The sequence below is a fragment of the Nocardioides limicola genome (genome assembly GCF_016827675.1).
In the GTDB taxonomy this organism is placed as follows: domain Bacteria; phylum Actinomycetota; class Actinomycetes; order Propionibacteriales; family Nocardioidaceae; genus Nocardioides; species Nocardioides limicola.
Genome location: NZ_JAERJA010000003.1, coordinates 436996 through 455710 on the forward strand (window position 1 = coordinate 436996; position 18715 = coordinate 455710).

The 18715-nt window shown below is 69.5% G+C and carries 17 protein-coding genes; all 17 read right to left on the minus strand.

The window, feature by feature from the left end; genetic code table 11:
* Positions 1-86 precede the first annotated feature (86 nt).
* Genes JKG67_RS09150 through JKG67_RS09230 form a run of 17 tightly spaced genes read right to left on the minus strand, consistent with a single transcriptional unit; the run spans position 87 to position 18713 of the window.
* The gene (locus tag JKG67_RS09150) at positions 87-1295 is read right to left on the minus strand and encodes an NAD(P)/FAD-dependent oxidoreductase (protein WP_203336972.1); all 1209 of its coding nucleotides are present in this window, start codon (positions 1293-1295) and stop codon (positions 87-89) included.
* Entirely contained in the window at positions 1292-1507 is a 216-nt protein-coding gene (locus JKG67_RS09155; RefSeq protein WP_238998156.1) for a ferredoxin, read from the minus strand. The genes JKG67_RS09150 and JKG67_RS09155 overlap by 4 nt, the downstream gene beginning before the upstream one ends.
* A 10-nt stretch (positions 1508-1517) precedes the next feature.
* Positions 1518-2276, minus strand: coding sequence for an enoyl-CoA hydratase/isomerase family protein (locus tag JKG67_RS09160; protein WP_203336973.1), 759 nt, complete (start codon positions 2274-2276; stop codon positions 1518-1520).
* 4 nt (positions 2277-2280) lie between these two features.
* On the minus strand, positions 2281-3516 hold the full coding sequence (locus JKG67_RS09165; protein ID WP_203336974.1) for a cytochrome P450: 1236 nt from the start codon (positions 3514-3516) through the stop codon (positions 2281-2283).
* Positions 3517-3533: 17 nt separating this feature from the next.
* Positions 3534-4679 (minus strand): acyl-CoA dehydrogenase family protein, encoded by a 1146-nt coding sequence (locus JKG67_RS09170; RefSeq protein ID WP_203336975.1) that lies wholly within the window; start codon positions 4677-4679, stop codon positions 3534-3536.
* Positions 4676-6280 (minus strand): AMP-binding protein, encoded by a 1605-nt coding sequence (locus JKG67_RS09175; protein ID WP_203336976.1) that lies wholly within the window; start codon positions 6278-6280, stop codon positions 4676-4678. Before JKG67_RS09175 ends, JKG67_RS09170 begins: the two co-directional genes overlap by 4 nt.
* Positions 6277-6654: a Zn-ribbon domain-containing OB-fold protein gene (locus JKG67_RS09180; RefSeq protein WP_203336977.1), complete on the minus strand. Its 378-nt coding sequence runs from the start codon at positions 6652-6654 to the stop codon at positions 6277-6279. Before JKG67_RS09180 ends, JKG67_RS09175 begins: the two co-directional genes overlap by 4 nt.
* Entirely contained in the window at positions 6651-7814 is a 1164-nt protein-coding gene (locus tag JKG67_RS09185; RefSeq protein ID WP_238998157.1) for a thiolase family protein, read from the minus strand. Before JKG67_RS09185 ends, JKG67_RS09180 begins: the two co-directional genes overlap by 4 nt.
* Complete coding sequence (locus JKG67_RS09190; RefSeq protein WP_203336979.1) at positions 7811-8611, minus strand: crotonase/enoyl-CoA hydratase family protein; 801 nt, start codon at positions 8609-8611, stop codon at positions 7811-7813. Before JKG67_RS09190 ends, JKG67_RS09185 begins: the two co-directional genes overlap by 4 nt.
* 56 nt (positions 8612-8667) lie before the next feature.
* A complete protein-coding gene (locus JKG67_RS09195; protein WP_203336980.1) occupies positions 8668-9528 on the minus strand; it encodes an alpha/beta hydrolase in 861 nt (286 codons plus the stop codon).
* Positions 9525-10970 carry a wax ester/triacylglycerol synthase domain-containing protein gene (locus tag JKG67_RS09200; RefSeq protein WP_203336981.1) on the minus strand — a complete coding sequence of 482 codons (1446 nt, stop codon included), beginning with the start codon at positions 10968-10970 and terminating at the stop codon, positions 9525-9527. The genes JKG67_RS09195 and JKG67_RS09200 overlap by 4 nt, the downstream gene beginning before the upstream one ends.
* A complete protein-coding gene (locus tag JKG67_RS09205) occupies positions 10967-11998 on the minus strand; it encodes an NAD(P)H-dependent glycerol-3-phosphate dehydrogenase (RefSeq protein WP_238998158.1) in 1032 nt (343 codons plus the stop codon). The genes JKG67_RS09200 and JKG67_RS09205 overlap by 4 nt, the downstream gene beginning before the upstream one ends.
* Positions 11980-13425, minus strand: coding sequence for an HAD-IB family hydrolase (locus JKG67_RS09210; protein WP_203336982.1), 1446 nt, complete (start codon positions 13423-13425; stop codon positions 11980-11982). The genes JKG67_RS09205 and JKG67_RS09210 overlap by 19 nt, the downstream gene beginning before the upstream one ends.
* Positions 13422-15197, minus strand: a complete 1776-nt coding sequence (locus tag JKG67_RS09215; protein WP_203336983.1) for a lysophospholipid acyltransferase — start codon at positions 15195-15197, stop codon at positions 13422-13424. The genes JKG67_RS09210 and JKG67_RS09215 overlap by 4 nt, the downstream gene beginning before the upstream one ends.
* Positions 15197-16045, minus strand: coding sequence for an alpha/beta fold hydrolase (locus JKG67_RS09220; protein WP_203336984.1), 849 nt, complete (start codon positions 16043-16045; stop codon positions 15197-15199). Before JKG67_RS09220 ends, JKG67_RS09215 begins: the two co-directional genes overlap by 1 nt.
* A gap of 14 nt (positions 16046-16059) precedes the next feature.
* On the minus strand, positions 16060-17058 hold the full coding sequence (locus JKG67_RS09225; protein WP_203336985.1) for a lipase family alpha/beta hydrolase: 999 nt from the start codon (positions 17056-17058) through the stop codon (positions 16060-16062).
* Positions 17058-18713, minus strand: a complete 1656-nt coding sequence (locus JKG67_RS09230) for an AMP-dependent synthetase/ligase (RefSeq protein WP_203336986.1) — start codon at positions 18711-18713, stop codon at positions 17058-17060. The genes JKG67_RS09225 and JKG67_RS09230 overlap by 1 nt, the downstream gene beginning before the upstream one ends.
* Positions 18714-18715: the final 2 nt, after the last annotated feature.

Sequence of the window (18715 nt, forward strand, 5' to 3'; positions counted from 1 at the left end):
ATTCCGACCCTCCACCGGCCCCTCCGCGGACCGCCCGACACCACTGTATGACCGTACGAGCGGTCAGTCAATGGAAGCGCCAGATTTCACCGGCGCGAATCGGCGAAGGCGAGTCCGTCCTCCCACGAGGCCGCGGCGCCGATCAACCGGCGGTACTTCATCGTGTGCGCGGGATAGCCGACGCACAGCGCACCGGCGAGGCGACTGCCGCTGCGAAACAGAGCGACGAACCTTCCCTCCGCCGGGTCCCCGGTCACGACGGTGACGTGATCAGCAGTCGGAACACCGACGAACTGGATGCGCCTGTCGTACCAGTCCGACCAGAAGTACGGCACGGTGCGGTACTCACCACAAGCACCGGTGACGGCATTCCGCGCTGCGATTGCCCCCTGCTCAGCGGCGCTGGTCCAGTGCTCCAGCCGCATCTCGACGTCGAAGTCCCGGTTGAACCAGCGTGCGACATCGCCAGCAGCGTAGACACCGGGGAACCCGGCGCTGAGCGTCGCGTCGCAGACGATGCCGTCCTTCAGTTCCAGGCCCGAGCCCTCGAGCCATTCGGTGGCCGGGTCGGCGCCGACGCCCACCACCACCAGGTCCGCGTCGAACGACGAGCCGTCGGTGGCCTCGACGCGCAGGCCTGTCGAACCCTGATGGATGCCCTGCACGCCGACTCCGCAGCGCAGGTCGGTGCCGTTCGCCGCGTGCAGGGCGCTGACGGCGCCCCCCATCTCGGGGCCGAGCGCACGCTCGAGTGGCACCTGCGCAGCCTCGAGCACGGTCACCGACAAGCCGCGTTTCCGCGCGCTCGACGCCACCTCGGAGCCGATGAACCCGGCGCCGACCACCACGACCCGACCGGCCAGGTCGAGCGCCTGACGGAGACCGCGCGCGTCGTCCAGCGTGCGCAGCACGTGCACGCCGGGCAGTCCCTCGAGACCGGGGAGGGTCCGTGCGGTGCTGCCGGTGGCGATCACGAGCTGGTCGTAGCGGATCTCGCCGCCGGCGGTGGCCACCAGCCGAGCAACCGGGTCGAGAGCGGTCGCGCGGGTGCCGAGCCGCAGGTCAACATCCAGGTCTGCGAAGTGCGACGGGGGCTGGTACGTCGGCTCAGGCGCGGAGTCGTCCTCGAGGAAGGCCTTCGACAGCGGTGGGCGGTCGTAGGGAAGGTGTGGCTCGTCCCCCACCAGGACGATCTCGCCGGTGAACCCGTCCCTGCGCGCCGCCTCGACGGCGCGGAGTCCGGCGAGGGACGCACCCACGACGACAAGACGACCGCCGCTGGATCCACTGCTCATGGCCTCAGCCGGAGCGCAGCAGTGGGGCACGCCAGCACGGCGGCCTCGACGTCTGCGACCTCAGCACCGTCCACGGCGTCGCGGAGCACGACCAGCTCGCCGTCATCGTCGATCTCGAAGAAGTCCGGAGCCACGGACTCACACATTCCGATCCCGGTGCACTTGGTCCGGTCCAGCTCGATCTTCATCAGTTGGTCCTCACTGAGCTTCATCAGTTGCTCCTCACAGGGCACGGCGGTTGATCAGGTCGGTGACGGCCGCCAGCGCGTGGGGCCGGGACAGCAGGGCGACGACGTGGTCGCGCTCGTGGAGTAGCTGCTCGCGCACGGAGTGCCGAGCGAGGTCGTCGACGAGCCGCCGAGTGGCAACGGCCGCCTCCGGGTCGTGCGCCAGCCGGCGAGCGATCCCGACCGCCTCGGTCATCAGGGCGTCGTCGTCGACACAGCTCCAGATCAAGCCCCAGCCGGCCGCCTGCTCGGCGGTCACCTTGTCGCCGGTCACAGCCATGCCGAGCGCCCGGGCTCGCCCGGCGCTGAGCGTCGCGAAGTAGGCGCCCGCCAGGTCGGGCGTGAACCCCATCTTCCGCACCTGCGGCATGACGAAGTACGCCGAGCGCGCGGCGACGGTCACGTCCGCCATCAGCGCGATCCCCACTCCACCGCCGAAGCAGAGGCCGTTGACCGCGGTCACCACTGGTTTCGGGCAGTTCCGCACCGCCTCCGCGAAGGCGAGGGCGACCTCGCCCAGGCCCTCGCGCGCGTACTCGATCACGTTGTCGGCGTCGTACGCGCGCAGGTCGGCGCCGGCGGTGAACGCCGATCCCGTGCCGGTCAGCACCAACGCGCCAGTCGACGCGTCGGCGCCGCTCGCGCGGAAGGCTTCGGTCAGCGCCTCAAGGTCGGCGAACGACATCGCGTTCATCGCCTCCGGCCGCTGGAACCGGAGCACCGCCACCCCGGACTCGACTCGGGTCTCGATCATCGCCTCAGCCCGCCTGCGCATCAACGGTGCGCATCATCCGCACCGGGAGCTCGGTGATGCCATTGACAAAATTGGAGCGCAGCCGGACCGGCGGCCCGGTCACCTCGATGGAGTCGAACGCATCCAGCAGCTTGGACAACAGCACTCGCGCCTCGAGCCGGGCGACGGCGTTGCCGAGGCAGAAGTGCTGCCCGGTGCCGAACGCGAGGTGGGGGTTCGGCGAGCGGGTGATGTCGAACCTATCCGGCTCGTCGAAGACATCCTCGTCCCGGTTGGCCGACGCGTAGCTGATGACGACCTTGTCGCCGGCTCGGATCTGCTGACCCCTGAGCTCGTGGTCGGCCACCGCAGTGCGGCGGAACTGGAGGATCGGCGGATGCCACCGCAGCACCTCCTCAACGGCACGCTCCAGCAGGTCGGGGTTGCTCCGCAGCAGCGCGAACTGGTCAGGATGCTGTGACATCGTGAGGACGAAGCCGTTCAGCAGGTTGCGCGTGGTCTCGTTGCCGGCGATCACCAGCAGCTGGAAGAACCGGTCGAGGTCGTCGTCGCTCAATCGCTCGCCGTCGACCTCGGCGTTGACGATCATGCTCCATACGTCGTCCGTCGGGTTCGCGCGCTTCTGCTGCGTGAGGTCGTGCGCGTAGGCGAAGAGTTCCATGAACGCCGCGACGTACGACGAGCGATCGCCGGCGGCCGGGTCATCGAACCCGACCATCCGGTTGGTCCAGTCGAACAGCAGGTGCCGCTCCTCGGACGGGATGCCGAGGATGTCGGCGAGCACGAACAGCGGCATCTCCGCCGAGAACCGCGGCACCAGGTCGAAGTCCCCCCCTTCTCCGAGGTCGGCGATGACCCGGTCGGCATGGGCGTCGATGGAGTCGAACATGCCCTTGACCGTGCGCGGTGTGAACGCGCGGCTGATGATCTTGCGGATCTGGGAGTGGTCCGGCGGGTCGAGGTTGAGCATCATCTGCTGGATAGCGGCCAGGTTCTTCGGGTCGAAGTCGCGTACCGAAGTGCCGCCCACGTGCGAGCTGAACACATCGGGGCGCTTCGACACCTCGACCACGTCGGCATGCCGCGTCACGAACCAGAAGCCTGGGCCGCCCTCGAAGTCCGCAGCCGGTGCCTCAGGGCACCAGACCACCGGCTCGTCGCGACGAAGCTTGCCGACCGCGTCGTAGGGAAAGCCGTCAGCGTAGGTGTCGGGGTTTCCCAGATCCGGGATCGTCTTCATTGCTTCCTCCTGTTTGCTCACCCGTCGAGCCCGAGGCTGCGGGAGATGAGTTCGTTCATGACTTCGGTCGCGCCACCGCCGATGCCGAGCAGGCGCCCGTCACGGAAGTGCATCTCGACCTCGGACTCGCGCATGTAGCCCATGCCTCCGAAGATCTGGAGCGCCTGGTTGATGGTGTGGTCTGCTGCGGCCACTGCGGTGTTCTTCGCCATGGCGACCTCCGTGCTGACCCGCTCACCGGCGACGTACTGCTCGGCGACGTGGTGCACGAAGATCCGCGCCGCCGTGACCTGGCGTGCCATCTCGGCGAACTTGTGCCGGATCACCTGGCGCTGAGCGAGGGGCTGGCCGAAGGTGATCCGGTTGCGTGCCCAGTCGATCGCCAGGTCGAGGCTGCGCTGAGCCATCGCCACGCCCTGGACTGCCATGGTGAGGCGCTCGGAGTCGAATCGCTGCATGATCTGCACGAAGCCGGATCCCTCCTGCCCGACCAGGTTTGCCGCCGGCACCCGCACGTCGGTGAACGCCAGTTCGGCCGTGTCCGAGCAGTGGCAGCCGAGCTTGTCGAGCTTGCGACTCACCTCGAATCCCGGCGTACCCTTCTCGATCACCAGCAACGAGACCCCCCGATGAGGGTCGTCGCCGGTGCGGACAGCGGTGGTGATGAAGTCGGCCCGCAGGCCGGACGTGATGTAGGTCTTCGACCCGTTGACGACGTAGTGGTCACCCTCACGCACGGCCTTGGTGCGCAGCGAAGCGACGTCCGAGCCGCCGCCGGGTTCGGTGACGGCGAGGCCGCAGATCTTCTCGCCGGCCAGCGCCGGCTTGACGAACCGAGCGATCTGGTCGGGGTCACCGGCCGCCGCGATGTGCGGGGCGCCGATCGTGTGGCTGTGCAGCGCGCCGCACAGGCCCATGCTCCCGCCGTTGCCGATCAGTTCCTCCACCGTGACCAGGAAGTCGATGAGGTCACCGGCACCGCCGGCGGCCTCCGGGAATCCCAGCTCGAGCAGGCCGAGCTCTCCAGCCTTGCGGTGGAGCTCCCGCGGCACCAGGCCGTCACGCTCCCAGTCGGCCAGCTTCGGGGCGATCTCCTTCTCGGTGAAGTCCCGCACCATCGCCCGTAGGCTGACCCGCTCGTCCGTGTTCCAGATGTCTGTCATGTCAGAGCCCCCTTGGCCCAGCGGTAGTCGACCTTGCCGTTCGCGTGTCGTCCGATCCGGTCGACACGGATGAAGTCCTTGGGCACCTTGTAGCCCGCGAGGCTGGCGCGGCACCCGGCGCGGAGGGTCTCGTCGCTGACCTCCGCGGACAGCTCGACCAGGCCGACGACCTCCTGACCCCACCGCTCCGACTCGCGGCCGAGTACGACGGCGTCGACGACACCGTCGAGCGCGCGGAGGACGGCCTCCACCTCGTCGGCGAAGACCTTCTCGCCGCCGGTGTTGATCGTGGTGGCCTCGCGGCCCAGGAACTCGATGGAGCCATCGGCGAGCCGTCGCGCACGGTCGCCCGGGACCGAGTAGCGCCGACCGTCAACGTTAACGAACGTGGCGTTCGTCTTCTCCTCGTCCCCCAGGTAGCCGAGCGGGATGTTGCCAGTGGAGGCCATCCAGCCGACTTCGTCGGACCCGGGCTCAAGGAGCCGGGAGCGGTCGTCGGAGAGCACGGTCACCGAACCGCGCCCGTCGAAGCGCTTGCCCTCGGACTCACGCCGGGCGTGCACGCCGCTCTCCGAGGAACCGAGCATGTCGGTGATCCGCAGCCCCGGCACCAGCTCCTTGAGCCGGTCCTTGAGATCGTCACGCAGGGCGGCGCCAGCGTTGACGAGCAGTTGCAGCGACAGCTCGCGGGGCGCATGCTCGAGCTCCTGCACCAGCGGCGCGCCGAACGCGTCGCCGACGATCATCAGCGTGGTCACCTGTTCTTTCGCGCAGGTGTCGAGCAGGGTGGCTGCGTCGAAGCGGCTCGGATCGGGCTGGAAGACGACGGTTCCGCCTCCGAGCCAGCCCCCGAGGGCGATCCCGGCACCGGCGCCGTGCATCAGCGGCGGGGCCGGCAGGACGCGGCCGCGCATCGTCAGCGCGCGCTGGACCGCCTCGTCGACGGACTCGATAGGGCTTCCGTCACGTCGCTTCACGCCGAACGGTCCGTGCACCATGTCGCCGACCCGCCAGATGACGCCCTTGGGCATCCCGGTCGTACCGCCCGTGTAGAGGAGGTAGTGGTCGTCAGGGCTGGTCGACGGAGCGCCCTGGGCCGGGTCGGCCATGGCGAGGGCTTCTTCGTAGTCGAGGGCGCCGTCCAGCAGCAGCTCGCCGCTGGCATCGGCGACCTGCACGAGCAGCGGCTGAGCGTCGAGCCGGGGCAGCACCTGGGCGACCATGGGCGCGAAGGTGGCGCCGTAGACCAGGGCTGCGGGCCGAGCGTCGGAGAACAGGTACTCGAGCTCGTCCGCGGTGTAGCGGTAGTTGATGTTGAACGTCGCGAGCGAAGCCTTGTGCGCCCCGAGCAGAGCCTCGAGGTACTCCGGGCCGTTGTGCAGCAGAATGCCGAGATGGTCCTGGCCGGTCTCCCAGGGCCACCGCTCTGCCTCAGGGGCGCGACGGCCGAGGCTGTGGCCTCGCAGGACAGCGGAGAACCGGCGGGTGCGGTCGGTTGTCGCCGCCCAGGACCAGGTGCGGTCGTGGGCGATGATGCACGGCTCGTCCGGAAGAGCATCCGCGATCGCCTCGTGGAGCGTGGCGAGGTCGAGCTGGGTCATGCCGGGACCTCCTCGAAGACTGGAAAGCTCTCGCCTTCCTCCGGGTGCCGGAACGCAACCCGGACAGGAAGCCCCACGGTCGGGGACTCTGCGTTGACCCGCGCGTAGAGCCACGGGCCCTCATCGAGCTCCACGACGCCGATCGTGTAGGGAACCCGGTAGGCCGGATGCGGAGCCCGGTGCACGACCGTGTAGGACGCGAGGAGACCTGTTCCCTCGGCCTGAACCCACTCGAGGTCGGTGCCGGCGCACGTCGTGCACACGACGGCTTCGGGAGGGAGCGCCTGGCGACAGCCGATGCAGCGGCGGATCACGAGCCGGTCCTCGGCCGCTGCGTCGAAGAACGCGGCGCTCTTGTGGTCGCGCTCGATCATCGTGCACCTCCGAGGACGAGCGTCGCGTGGTGCTCGAGGACTCCGCCGTTGCCGCTGACCATGACCACGTCGGTCTTGTCGACCTGGCGTGCGCCGCCCTGGCCACGCGCCTGGACAACCGCTTCGACCACGGGAGTGAAGCCGGTGAGGTAGTACGCCGACAACTGGCCGCCACCGGTGTTGCACGGTAGCGAGCCTCCGGGGGCGAGGTGGCCCTCGGCGACGAACGCCCCGCCTTCACCCTTGGGGACGAAGCCGTAGTCCTCCAACGTCACCAGGACCGTGTAGGTGTAGCAGTCGTACAGCTGGAGCAGATCGACGTCACCCACGTCGACGCCGGCCATCTTCAACGCCGCGGGGCCGGCGTCCGCTGCGCCCGTGCGCAGCCCGAAGTCCGAGTCGCGGTGCATGACCCGGCCGGGGTGAGCCTGACCCCAGCCGAGCACCTCGACCGGTGGCTGCGCGAGATCGGCCGCTCGCTCCGCCGACGTCACGATGACCGCGGCCCCGCCGTTGGAGACCAGGCAGCAGTCGAAGAGACGTAGTGGCTCCGCGACCAGCGGAGACGCCTGGTGCAGCTCGAGAGTAAGAGGGTCGCGGAATTGGGCAGCGGGGTTGTCGGCTGCCCAGGCCCGTTGCCCGACGGCAATCGCTCCGAACTGCTCACTGGTCGTTCCGTAGGTCGCCATGTGCCGCTGCGCGGCGAGAGCGTAGAAGAGATTGGGTGTCACCGCACCGATCTCGGCATGGTAGGCGGCAAACCCGGTCGGGCGCGCGCGAGGCTTGCCGAAAGCGTCCCGCGCAGAACCCTTCGGCTTCAGCGGGGCGTCGGCGAAGACGCACGCAACCGCACTCGCCTCGCCGTTGGCGACGGTGGCCGCGGCGTGGGCGATCATCGCGGCAGGGCTGGCGCCGAGTGCATTGAACTCGGCCAACAGCCGGAGGTCGGTCAGGCCGAGCACCTTTTGGAGCGATAGCTTGGGCGCACCGGATACGCCGGCCGAGACCAACAGGCCGTCGACTTCGGTGAGCGGCAGGCCCGCGTCTACTGCGGCGAGGCGCACCGCCTCGGCCGCCAACTCCGTGGCGCTCCGGTCATAGACCTTGCCGACGTCGGTGAGGCCAAGGCCGGCGATCGTCGTACGATTCGCGATGCTCATCGTCCGCTCCATTGCGGTTGCCGCTTCTCTGCGAAGGCCCGCGGGCCCTCATTGGCGTCATCGGAGCGCATGATCGCCGTGATCTCGCGATCACTGGCCGCCCACGCTTCCGCGGTCCAGTCGGAGCCGAGCGCGTGGCCGTGCTGGATCAGCCTCTTGCTCGCCTGGACCGCGAGCGGCGCATTGCGGGCCACTGCGTCCGCCAGTTCGAGCGCAGCGTCGAGCACCTGGTCGTCAGCCACGACACGGTTGACCAGTCCCCAGCCCAGCGCTGTCTCTGCGGTGATCGGCTTGCCCGTGAGAGCAGCCTCCATCGCAATCGCCTGCGGGACCCGCCGGCCGAGTCTGAGCAGTCCTCCGCCGGCAGCGATGATGCCGCGGCTGACCTCCGGCAGGCCAAGCTTGGCGGACGCGCCGACGACCGCGAGATCACAGGCCAGCATCATCTCCGTTCCGCCGCCGAGCGCGTACCCGTTGACTGCCGCGATGAGTGGCTTGTCGACCATCCGGCGCATGAAGCCGCCCCAGCCCCGCTCCCGCTGGTGCGGCGCCTGCAGGGACCGACCGGCTGCGACCTCCTTGAGGTCGGCGCCGGCGCTGAACGCCCGCCCCGCGCCCGTGAGGATGCCCACTCTCAGCTTCGGGTCGCGCACGAGTTCGTCGATGCACTCCTCCATCGCAACCGACATCTCCGCGTTGACGGCGTTCATGACGTGCGGACGGTTCATCGTGATGATCGCCACGTGACCCTGGCGGCTCATCAACACAGTCGGTTCGCCGGTGTCCACCGTCGTCATCGGTCCCTCCCTCACACTGTGGTCTCTTGTGAACAAGAGTATGACCGTACGGGCGGTCAGTCAAGTGATGCTCGCCCATCCCGGGCGTTGAGCCAGGCGACCACGTCATCGAGCACTACCTCACGCTCCGGTTCGTTGTAGATCTCGTGGTAGAGACCGTCGTAGACCTTGAGCGTGACATCGCCCGACACCTGCCCGGCGACCGCACGTGAGCCCGACAACGAGGCGACCTCGTCCGCCGAACCGTGCATCACCAGCAGCGGCACGTCCAGCTCGGGCAGCCGCGGTGTCACCGCACCCGCTGCAGCGAAGGCCTCTCCGCCGACCCGCGCCAACACCTTGCCGCGGTAGTTCAGGGGGTCGGTGTCATAGGCGTGCCGGGTCTCCGGGTCGCGGCTGACGAGATCCACGTCCAGCGGCTTGAGCACGCCGACATCGGGGGCAATCCGCGACAGCACCTTCGCCGCCAGCCGTTGGGCGCGCGAACCCACAGCGAGGTCAACCGGCGGCGCGGAGAGCACCGCCCCGCGCACGGGGTACGGCCTGCAGCCGACGCCGGTCAGGTAGTGAAGGACCGTCATCGCGCCCATGCTGTGCCCGATCAGGAACACCGGCAGCCCGTCGTACCGTGCCACGGTCGACCGGACGAACGCCTCGAAGTCGGTGACGACGTAGGCCAGCCGGCCGAAGTTGGACCGCGGCTGCCCCGCCGAGCGACCGTGCGCACGATGGTCGGGGGCGTACGCGGCGTACCCGGCCGCGTTCAGCCGGTCAGCGACGTGCGCGTAGCGACCGCCGTGCTCGGCGTAACCGTGCGCGATCACGACCACGCCGACGGTCTCACCGTCGGGTAGCCAGCCCTGCCAGTACTGCTGACCGCCGGAGCCGGCGACGTACCCCTCGACGTGATGGCTCATGCCACCCTCCCCACGGCGAGGACCTCGTCCAGGCCCTCAGCGAAGCACTCCATCAGCACGACGTGGTCGGCAACCGCGGCGCCATCGATGTTGAACCCGAAGCAGCAGGTGCCGACGTGCGAGCACATGCCGACCATCACGGCGACGCCCGGCAGCGGCGCGAAGGCGAACAACCGCTCGACGGCCGCCCCCGCGACGTAGGTCTGGTGGCGTACGCCGGGCACGTTGGACGCCGACAGGTCGACGGTGGCGCCGAGCTGGCTCAGGCTTGCGCCCACCCCCGACGGCAGTCGATTGGCCACCGGCGCCACCAGCCCGATCGCCGCAATCGCGGGCTCGGCGCGCACCGACAGCACCTGGCCGCGGATGGCGGCCATCCGCTCCACCGGGTCCTCGATGCCGACCGGACCGGCGAACAGGGCGCCTGCGAACTTGTTGCCGCCCATCGGGTCGCCGGGCCGGCGCAGAGAGACCGGCATCGCCATCGGCAGCGTCGTCACCTCGACCCCGTGCCGCTCGTGGTAGTGGCGCAGGCCGCCGAGCAGACTGGCCACGAAGGCGTCGTTGACCGAGCACCCGGCCGCCTTGCCAGCCGCGCGGAGGTCCGCGAAGGCGCACTCCAGCGTGCCGAACCGCCACGTCGTGCCGGTGCGTCCACGAAGCAGCGGCGACGGCTCGGCCGGTCCGGGCGTGAGCACCCGCCGCAACGAGCCGACGTAGCGCACCGCCACACCCGCCGCAGCGCGTGGGTGTCGGGCCACCACCCGGCCGGCACTCAGCAGGTCGCCCGCCGCGGCGGGCAGGCGCCGTACCTGGTCCCCGACCTCCTCAGCAGCCAGCCTCACCGGGTCGGTCGATACGCCCCGTGCCAACTCGGGCACCGGCGGCTTCGGAGTGTGCTTGCGCGTGCGGCTCTGCACCAGCGAGAAGAGCTGGATACCGCCCATGCCATCGGTGAGCGAGTGGTGCATCTTGAGCAGCAGTGCGGCCATTCCGGCCTTGCCACTCAGACGGAGGCCGGTGACCAGCACCGCCTCCCACAGCGGCCGGTCACGGTCCAGCGGGGCGAGCGCAAACGACTCGGCGTACGCCAGCAGCGCAGGCCACGAGCCGTCGTCAGGGGCCGAAGTGCGGCGCAGGTGGTAGTCGAGCGCGAACTGATCGTCGGGCACCCACGCCGGCGGGCCCACCGGCACCACGGGCTCCAGCACGCGGTCCCGAAACCGTGGCACCAGCCGAGTGCCCCACTCGTGGGCGGCGACCAACCGGTCCCAGTCGGGCTCGCTGTCCAGCAGCATCATCATCACGCCGGTCGAGGACATCACCGGGTGCCGATCGGAGCGCCACATCAGCGTCTCCAGCTCGTTCATCCGTGGCTCGCGGCCCCACGTCGAGGCGACCGCCCACGCCTCCTCCGGCGTGAGCGCACTCAGGTCGATCATGCGCCCTCCCCGTGCACCTCATGGCCGGGCCGCTGCTGCAACAGCCCGCGGTAGGCGTCGGCAACCGGCTGACCGTGGTTGAGCACGGCGTCCATCTCGGCCGCGATCGGCAACTCGACACCCCGCTCGGCAGCGATCTTGGTGACGACCGACGAGGTCTTCACCCCCTCGGCGACCTGGCCGAGCTCCGCGCACACCTGCTCGACCGTCTTGCCCGCCGCGAGTCCAAGCCCGACCCGCCGGTTACGGCTGTGCGGGCTGGTGCAGGTGGCGATCAGGTCGCCCATACCGGCCAGGCCGGCGAAGGTCTCGGCTCGTCCACCGAGCGCGACACCCAGCCTGGTCAGCTCCCGCAGCGCGCGCGTGATCACCATCGCCCGGGTGTTGTCGCCGGCGTCCAGGCCGTCACCGATGCCGGTGGCCACGGCATACACGTTCTTCAGCGCTCCGGCGATCTCCGCTCCGATGACGTCGTCGGTCGTGTAGACCCGGAACCGGCTGGTGTGGATGACCCCCTGCAGCAGCTCGGCGGTCTGGTGATCGGGCATCGCGATGGTCGCGGCCGCGGAGTAGCCCTGCACGATCTCACGCGCGATGTTGGGGCCTGCGAGAACGCCAGCCGGATGCCCGGGCAGGACGTCGGCGACCACCTCGGTCATCCGCTTGCGGGTGTCCTGCTCCAGGCCCTTCACCAGGGACACGACCGGGATCCACGGCCGTACATGGGCGGCGACCTGCTCCAGCACGGACCGGAACGAGTGCGACGGAACCCCCATCACCAGCACGTCCGCGCTGGCCACCGCCTCGGCCAGGTCAGCCGTGGCACGCAGGCCGGGGGCGAGCCCGAGGTCGCCGAGATAGCGCGAGTTGGTGTGCTGGGTGTCGATCTCGGCGGCCGTCGCGGGGTCGCGCGCCCACAACGTCGTCGGGGTGTTGCGGGCCGCGGTCGAGGCGACCGTCGTTCCCCACGATCCACCGCCCAGCACCGCTACGGTCGGGGTCCGCGCCATCATGCGCCTCCTGGCCATCTGTCGAGCGTGGAGACGAACAGGTTGCGCACGTGCGCCACCTGGTCGTCGAGGTTGTCGGGGGTCCAGTCGGTCGTCGGGACCGGATCGAGGACGGCGACCTCGACGGTGCCGGGGTGGATGATCGGCGAGCGGCGCCAGTTGAGCTCACCGGCGTTGCGCAGCACGATCGGCACCATCGGTACGCCTGCCTGCATGGCGAGGTGGAAGCCGCCCTTCTTGAACCGCTGGACTGTCGAGGTCGGCGTTCGCGTGCCCTCCGGCATGATCGCGACCGAGGTGCCCGCACGGATCCGGTCCACGAGCGCATTGACGTCGCGCTGGGCCGACTCCGGGTCCGAGCGGTCGATGAACGCCGGGTCCAGGAGCGCTCCGACCAGGGCGCCGCGCGGGTCGTAGCGTGCCTCCAACTTGGCGACACCGGTGAAGTCACGGCGCAGGAGCGAGGCCAGCACGATCACGTCAAGGCCGCTCTGGTGGTTGGCGACGAACACGCACGGCCGCCCTCTCCACAGGTTCTCCTCACCGAGCACGTCGACCTTCACGCCCGCGAGAGCGAGGGCCAGGTCGCTGCCGATCGCCATCCCGGCGTTCACTCCGAACCGCTTGTCGCGGTTGAGCAGCCCGACTGCCGCGCCCAACCCGACGCCCACGTTGAGGCCGACCATCGCGGCCGCAGTGCCGGCAGCCGCGCGCACCCCCGTCTTGTGCGGAGCCCGGAGCAACACGACCGGCCAGCCGTGCAACTGCGCGGCGCTGGCCAGGCCAGGGTGTGGGTTGAGGGCGTGCGGGGTGCCGACGCTGGAGAGGAAGGCGACGTCCTCTGCGCCGTTGGCGTAGGCAAAACTCGCGGGCAAGTCGACGTCCCGTTCACGGGCGAACGCCCGTACGGCGGCCGCCTTCGGCTCGCCCCACAGCATCGGTCCGGCCAGCTCGCCGGTGAGTACGCCGTCCTCTGCCACCAGTTCGGTGCACAGGATGTGACCGATGCCGAGGTCCCGCGCGACCGGCGCGATCTGGTAGCGGGTGGCCGAGGATGCCACCGCCACCGTGTGTCCCTTGCGTAGGTGGGCCGCCACGATGGCGCGTGCCTGCGGGCGCATCGTGCCGGCGATCTTCTGTACAAAGAGCCGCTCGCCCAGCTCGACGAGCAGATCCTCCGACTGGCCGCACAGACCGTCTGCGACGATGCCGCCCACCTTGCTCGGGTCGCCACCCAAGGTGCCGTCCAGGGAGGCGAGCAGGATCTGGGCGAACTCCTTCGGGCTGACGTCGCCGCGACGTAGCCGGTCGGCGTAGAACGGCCCGGCGGTGTAGCCCTCGACCAGAGTTCCGTCGAGGTCGAAGAAGGCGCCGATCTCGGGTCCGTCCGGCGAGGCCTCGATCCGGCTGATCAGCTCCCGCACGCCCAGCGCCGCCACAGTCATCTGACGCCGCCGTCCCTCGGGGCGGCCGCCCGATCGGCGATCCGGCGTACCCGGGCGCACGCGAGGAGGACCTCGCCGTGCAGATCGCGCCGCGCCGCCGCGGACGACGGCTCGTCGACCAGGCCGCGATGTCGCGCCATCCGCAATGCGGTGCGGAACAGCTCCATCGATACCGACTCCTCGCTCGCGATCCTGCGCTGCAGCGCCCACTGCTCGCCGACTCGCACGCACTCGGCGAGGAACTCACGCTCGTCGACAGGGCCGTCCTGGGCGGCCAGCCGGTCGGCGACCACCAGGTAGGAATCGAGATAGGGCCGCAGCACCAGGTGGGCGAGCAGCGGCTCCGCGCGGTCCAGCAGCGGTCCTGCGTCCTCGGCGGTCGCGGAGGCCAGCGCGTCCGCGTCGACGCCGAGTAGCCGAGCCTCGTCGACGAGCTCGGCCTCGAACTCCTCTCGCGAGGAGAAGAAGAACTCGAACTTCAGCAGGTCGCGCAGCCTCAGCGCCTCGGAAAGGACCACCTTGCGCGGGTCACCGCCGACCTCGGTCGCGGCCTGCAGTCCGACCTCTGCGATGGCCCGGTCGACCAGGATGTGGATCGCGGAGTTGCGGTAGAACGCCGCGACCAGGTGCTGATCGGCGCCGATCGCCCACACCGGCTCGGTGCCGCCGTCGTGACAGGTCAGGACGCCGGAGCCGACGAGCTCGGCGAGGGTGCGTCGGATCGTGGCCGGGGCCGTCAGGTCGGCGGCCCCGGCCACCGGCCAGCCACGCTGTTCGATGTAGGTGGCCAGCGGGCGTAGCGTGCTCAGCACCTCGGCCAGGGTCAACGCGGCGTCGGCACCGAGCAGCGCCAGGTTGACCACAGCCGTCGCGGTCACTGGCGTTGCACGATTGATCCGGTGCGAGATCTCCACGGCCAGCCGCTCAACCACGCGACCCTCGGCACCATCGGCACCATCGGCGCCGAGCGTCTCGAGCCGCTCTCGCAGCGGCAACGGCTCACCGAAGTCTACGTAGGTCCGCCCCAGTCGCTGGCTCTGCTGCCGTGCCAGGCGGGCCAGCCAGCGCACGTCCTCGGGCCGCTTCTTGCCACCACGCGCCTCCGCGGTCATCAGGCCGACCTCGTGCAGCTGGTCGTACTGGATCGAGACCGGCACCACATACACCTCTGGTCCGTCGGCCGCATGCACGGCGTCCACGACATAACGGAGGATGCCGTACATGGGTGGTCGCAGCTTGCCGGTGCGGGTCCTGCCCCCCTCGATCGACCAGGCCAGATTGCTCCGGTTCTGCACCAGGTGAGCGATGTAGGCACGCAGCACGAACCGGTAGACCGGCAACTCCCTCGTCGCACGCCGGACGAAGATCATGCCGGTGCGACTGGCGAAGCTGCCGAGTGGGAAGAAGTTGATGTTGTTGCCGCCGAAGGAGTAGATCGGCGAGACGCCCCGCGAAATGAGCGCCTCGGGATAGGCCCAGGCGTCCAGGTAGGAGCGGTGCGCGGGCAGGAAGACCAGAGAGTGTTCACGGTCCAGCTCGCGGATCGCGGCCACCCTGCCGTCATCGACCACGAGGTCATGCGCGCGCAGCATCCATCGGCCGAAGCGCTGCCAGGCGCCCGTCATCCGGTGGTCGAAGCTGGCCGACATCTCGTTGAGGTAGGCCGCCGCTTCGGACCGTACGTCGTCCGGGACTCGGCCGAGCGAGGTCGCCAGAGCCCGCAGCCCGCGCTCGAAGGCGGGGGCGGACATCAGGTCGTCGGGGGCGCTCACTATTCCACCCGCCTCAGCCGGTCACGATCACTGCTGCCGCCGTCGACGACCGTGGTGACCTCCAGGATCGTTCTCACGACCAGCGCCGGATCGTCGTACATGGGAACGTGCCCGACGCCGGGCAGCTTGATCACCTCGGCGCCGCTGACCTTCGCTGCTAGCGGCGCACCGAACGTCCGCCACGGGATCACCCGGTCGCGCCGCGACCACGCGAGCCGCACCGGCACCGACCCCGGATCGAGCGCCGCGAACGGCCCCTCGGCGAGTACCCCGCGCAACAGGGCGGGCGCGATCCGGCAGCTCCGCGCGTCGAGCACAAGGTCGTCGACCGGAATCCGCTCACCGTGAAGCAAGATCGGCAGCATCAGCCCCCGCCGACAGGCCCGCACTTTCAGCAGCCTGACCGCTCCCGGCGCCAGCAGAGCCCGTCGCCCCACCTCGATGGCGCCAAGGACGCGCTTCGCCATCCACGGTGAGGGAATGTGTCCGGCGGGGCTGAACCCCACGACGGACCTGGCCCGACCCCGCCTGGCCAGCTCCAGCGCGACCGCGCCACCCAGGGAGTTGCCGGCCACATGCACATCCTCGAGCCCGGCATCGTCGAGGTCCCGCTCGACGTGGTCGGTGATGGTCCGGAAGCTGACTCGCTCCCCCGGCCCAAGCTCCGGCCCGCCTCGGTGCCCGGCTAGGGTCGGCGCGAACACCTCGTGCCGCGCGGCGAGGGCGGGGAGCACGGGGCGCCATGCACGCCACGACGAGCCGCCGGGATGCAGCAGCACCAGCGGCGTCCCGGCACCACCGCGGTAGTGGCGGGAAACCTCGGGAGCAGGGTCTCGATCGGACAGCACCCGTCTCCCCATCCTCAGTCGGCGTAGTCGGGCAGGGGCGGTTCCGCGGTCACCTGCGGCGCGGTGACCAGCCCGGTCAGCGCATGGCCGCCACCAGAGGCCAGGCCGAGGGCCATGCCGACCAAGTCGATCCGCGGCATGAACCGGTTGAGGCACAGCCCGAGCCGATTGGTGAGTCGCGACGGATCCGCAGGCCCGGGATGGGTGAGCGCGTCGATGGTGAGCGCCCAGGCCACGCTATCGGCGACGATCGTGGCGTGTTCCACCACACGGAGGGGGCATACCGACTGCACCGAGATGTTGCTGCCGCCCGGGATGTGGCTTCCCGCTGGTTGCGGGAAGACGATCTCATCGAACGTGGTGTAGATGCTGGTGTAGGACGGGCCGACTGGCAAGCCGCCTTCATGCAGCCGGTTGATGTAGGTCGAACCGAACCGCACCTGCCACGCGATCGCGGCGCACGAGCCCGATGCACAGACCACGTCTCCGAGCCGAGTGCCGGTCACACCGGGTGCGAGGCCGATGTAGTCGTCAACTGCGGCCCGCACGTCCGGCCAGAACGTCATCGCCCACAGCGGATGCGAGCCGCCCTGACTATGGCCGATCACCGCGACCTTCCGTCCGGACAGCTCGCGCGCCTTCCGGATCGCGTAGACCATGTAGTCGGCCTGGTTGTAGACGCTCACCAACGATCGATCTGCCAACTCCACGGTGCAGACACCGAACCCGGCCTCGGGCAGCGCTCGTTCATATCCCCAGCCATACGTCTCCTTCACCGTCATTCCGGTGCCGGGCACCAGCACCACGGTCTTGCGTCCCTTGATGTCGGGCGTGCAGTTGACCGCCCGGTCCAGCACTGCGACCGATGTCTGGTAGGGCGGGCCCGGCAGACCGGGTGGGCTGGGTGGGCTGCCGGGAGGCCCGCCATCTCCGGCGGAAGCGCTGGGGGAGGCAAGCAGCACGACCGCCATCGCCGCGCCAACGAGGGCGGAAAGGAGCCGCCTCTGGGGCATCACGCCTCCGTCGAGGCATACAAGCTGTCGATCTCCGCGGCGTACTTGCGAGTGATCGGGCGTCGCTTGAGCTTCGAGGTCGGGGTCATCTCGTCGCCTCCCGGCAACCAGTAGTCCGGCAGCACGGTGAACCTCTTGATCTGCTCGATCCGCGAGAGCTTCTCGTTGCCGGCGTCGACGCTCGCCTGGATCTCAGCCAGGACGCGCTCGTCCTTGACCAAGCCGGCCGGGTCGGCATCCAGCCCCAGCTTCCCGGCATAGATGGCAGCCACCTCGGGGTCGAGGGTGATCAACGCGACGTTGTAGGACTTGCCGTCGCCGTACACCAGCGTCGGCCCGACCAACGGCGAGCCAGCCGAGATCGCGCCCTCGATGTTGCTGGGCGACATGTTCTTGCCGCCGGAGTTCACGATCAGCTCCTTCTTGCGGTCCACGATCTTGAAGTAGCCCGCATCGTCGACGACCACGACGTCCCCGGAGTGCAGCCAGCCGTCGGCGTCGATCGCCTCGGCCGTCCGCTCCGGTTCGTTCCGGTAGCCGCGCATGAGCCACGGCATCCGGACCAGCAGCTCTCCGTCGTCGAGGACCTTCGCCTCGGCGCCGGGTGCGATCTTGCCGATGGTGCCGATCCTGGCCTCATCCGGGGTGGTGCCGGTGCCGAGCATGCACTCGGACATGCCCCACATCTCCACCACCGGCAGACCGAGCTTCTGCATGAAGGCATGCACGTGGGGTGGGATCGCGGCGGCGCCCGAGAGCGCCCACTTCAGCCGGTCGAAGCCGATCTTGGCCCGGACGGCGTCCACGACCTGCGGCACCCCCGCCTCGAAGGCCGCAGCCAGCTTCTCGTCGGCACCGAGCTGAGCTTCCACGCCGAACTTGAGCTTCTCCCAGATCCGGGGCACGGCGGCGAAGGTCGTGGGCCGCACCTGCGGGAGCACCTGGGGCAGCTGGGTCGGGTCAGCCACGCTGGTGACCTGTGCGCCCTTGACGAACGCGTAGTAGTGGCAGAAGAACCGGTCGGCCGCGTGACATGACGGCAGATAGGAGATCGTCGAGTCTCCCGGCTCCAGGGGCCAGTACGTCTCCAGGGAGTCGATCAGCCGCAGCACTCCCCCGTGCGTGTGTTCCACGCCTTTCGGATTCCCGGTGGTGCCGGAGGTGTAGATCAGGCAGAGTACGTCTTCGGGTTGCACTGCGCGCCAGGCCGCCGCGAAGTCGAAGTCGTCGGTTGGCTGCAGTTTGTCGAGGTCGCCGTTCTCCACGACGAGCAGGTGGGCGAGCTCCACACCGGACGCCTTGATCCGGTCAACGAACTGCTGCTCAGTGACGACGATCTTGGTGTCTGCATGGGTGAGCAGGTAGTTGATCTGCTCGGCTGAGTTGGTGTTGTAGCCGGAGTACGTCGTGGCGCCGAGGTGCGACGCGGCCACCTCGGTGAGATTGAACTCGGGGCGGTTGGTCAACATCGACATGAACGTGTCGCCGCGCTTCAGCCCGAGAGCGGCCAGGCCGCCCGCGATACGGCGTACCTCGTCGCCGTACTGGCGCCAGGTCAGGCTGATGCTGTCGTCGGGGTTGCGCAGCGCGAGCTCATCGGAGTGGGCGGCGACGGTCTGCTGGAACGCCTCGGGGAACGTCGTGGGGTTGGACATCG

What these genes read in the sequence shown, in the direction of transcription:
- JKG67_RS09195 (WP_203336980.1), bottom strand. Translation starts at nt 9,528, where the DNA reads ATGAGCCATCACGTCGAGGGGTACGTCGCCGGCTCCGGCGGTCAGCAG.
- JKG67_RS09165 (WP_203336974.1), bottom strand. Translation starts at nt 3,516, where the DNA reads ATGAAGACGATCCCGGATCTGGGAAACCCCGACACCTACGCTGACGGC.
- JKG67_RS09200 (WP_203336981.1), bottom strand. Translation starts at nt 10,970, where the DNA reads ATGATCGACCTGAGTGCGCTCACGCCGGAGGAGGCGTGGGCGGTCGCC.
- JKG67_RS09230 (WP_203336986.1), bottom strand. Translation starts at nt 18,713, where the DNA reads ATGTCCAACCCCACGACGTTCCCCGAGGCGTTCCAGCAGACCGTCGCC.
- JKG67_RS09180 (WP_203336977.1), bottom strand. Translation starts at nt 6,654, where the DNA reads ATGATCGAGCGCGACCACAAGAGCGCCGCGTTCTTCGACGCAGCGGCC.
- JKG67_RS09225 (WP_203336985.1), bottom strand. Translation starts at nt 17,058, where the DNA reads ATGCCCCAGAGGCGGCTCCTTTCCGCCCTCGTTGGCGCGGCGATGGCG.
- JKG67_RS09160 (WP_203336973.1), bottom strand. Translation starts at nt 2,276, where the DNA reads ATGATCGAGACCCGAGTCGAGTCCGGGGTGGCGGTGCTCCGGTTCCAG.
- JKG67_RS09190 (WP_203336979.1), bottom strand. Translation starts at nt 8,611, where the DNA reads ATGACGACGGTGGACACCGGCGAACCGACTGTGTTGATGAGCCGCCAG.
- JKG67_RS09185 (WP_238998157.1), bottom strand. Translation starts at nt 7,814, where the DNA reads ATGAGCATCGCGAATCGTACGACGATCGCCGGCCTTGGCCTCACCGAC.
- JKG67_RS09205 (WP_238998158.1), bottom strand. Translation starts at nt 11,998, where the DNA reads ATGGCCAGGAGGCGCATGATGGCGCGGACCCCGACCGTAGCGGTGCTG.
- JKG67_RS09150 (WP_203336972.1), bottom strand. Translation starts at nt 1,295, where the DNA reads ATGAGCAGTGGATCCAGCGGCGGTCGTCTTGTCGTCGTGGGTGCGTCC.
- JKG67_RS09170 (WP_203336975.1), bottom strand. Translation starts at nt 4,679, where the DNA reads ATGACAGACATCTGGAACACGGACGAGCGGGTCAGCCTACGGGCGATG.
- JKG67_RS09210 (WP_203336982.1), bottom strand. Translation starts at nt 13,425, where the DNA reads ATGACTGTGGCGGCGCTGGGCGTGCGGGAGCTGATCAGCCGGATCGAG.
- JKG67_RS09155 (WP_238998156.1), bottom strand. Translation starts at nt 1,507, where the DNA reads ATGAAGCTCAGTGAGGACCAACTGATGAAGATCGAGCTGGACCGGACC.
- JKG67_RS09175 (WP_203336976.1), bottom strand. Translation starts at nt 6,280, where the DNA reads ATGACCCAGCTCGACCTCGCCACGCTCCACGAGGCGATCGCGGATGCT.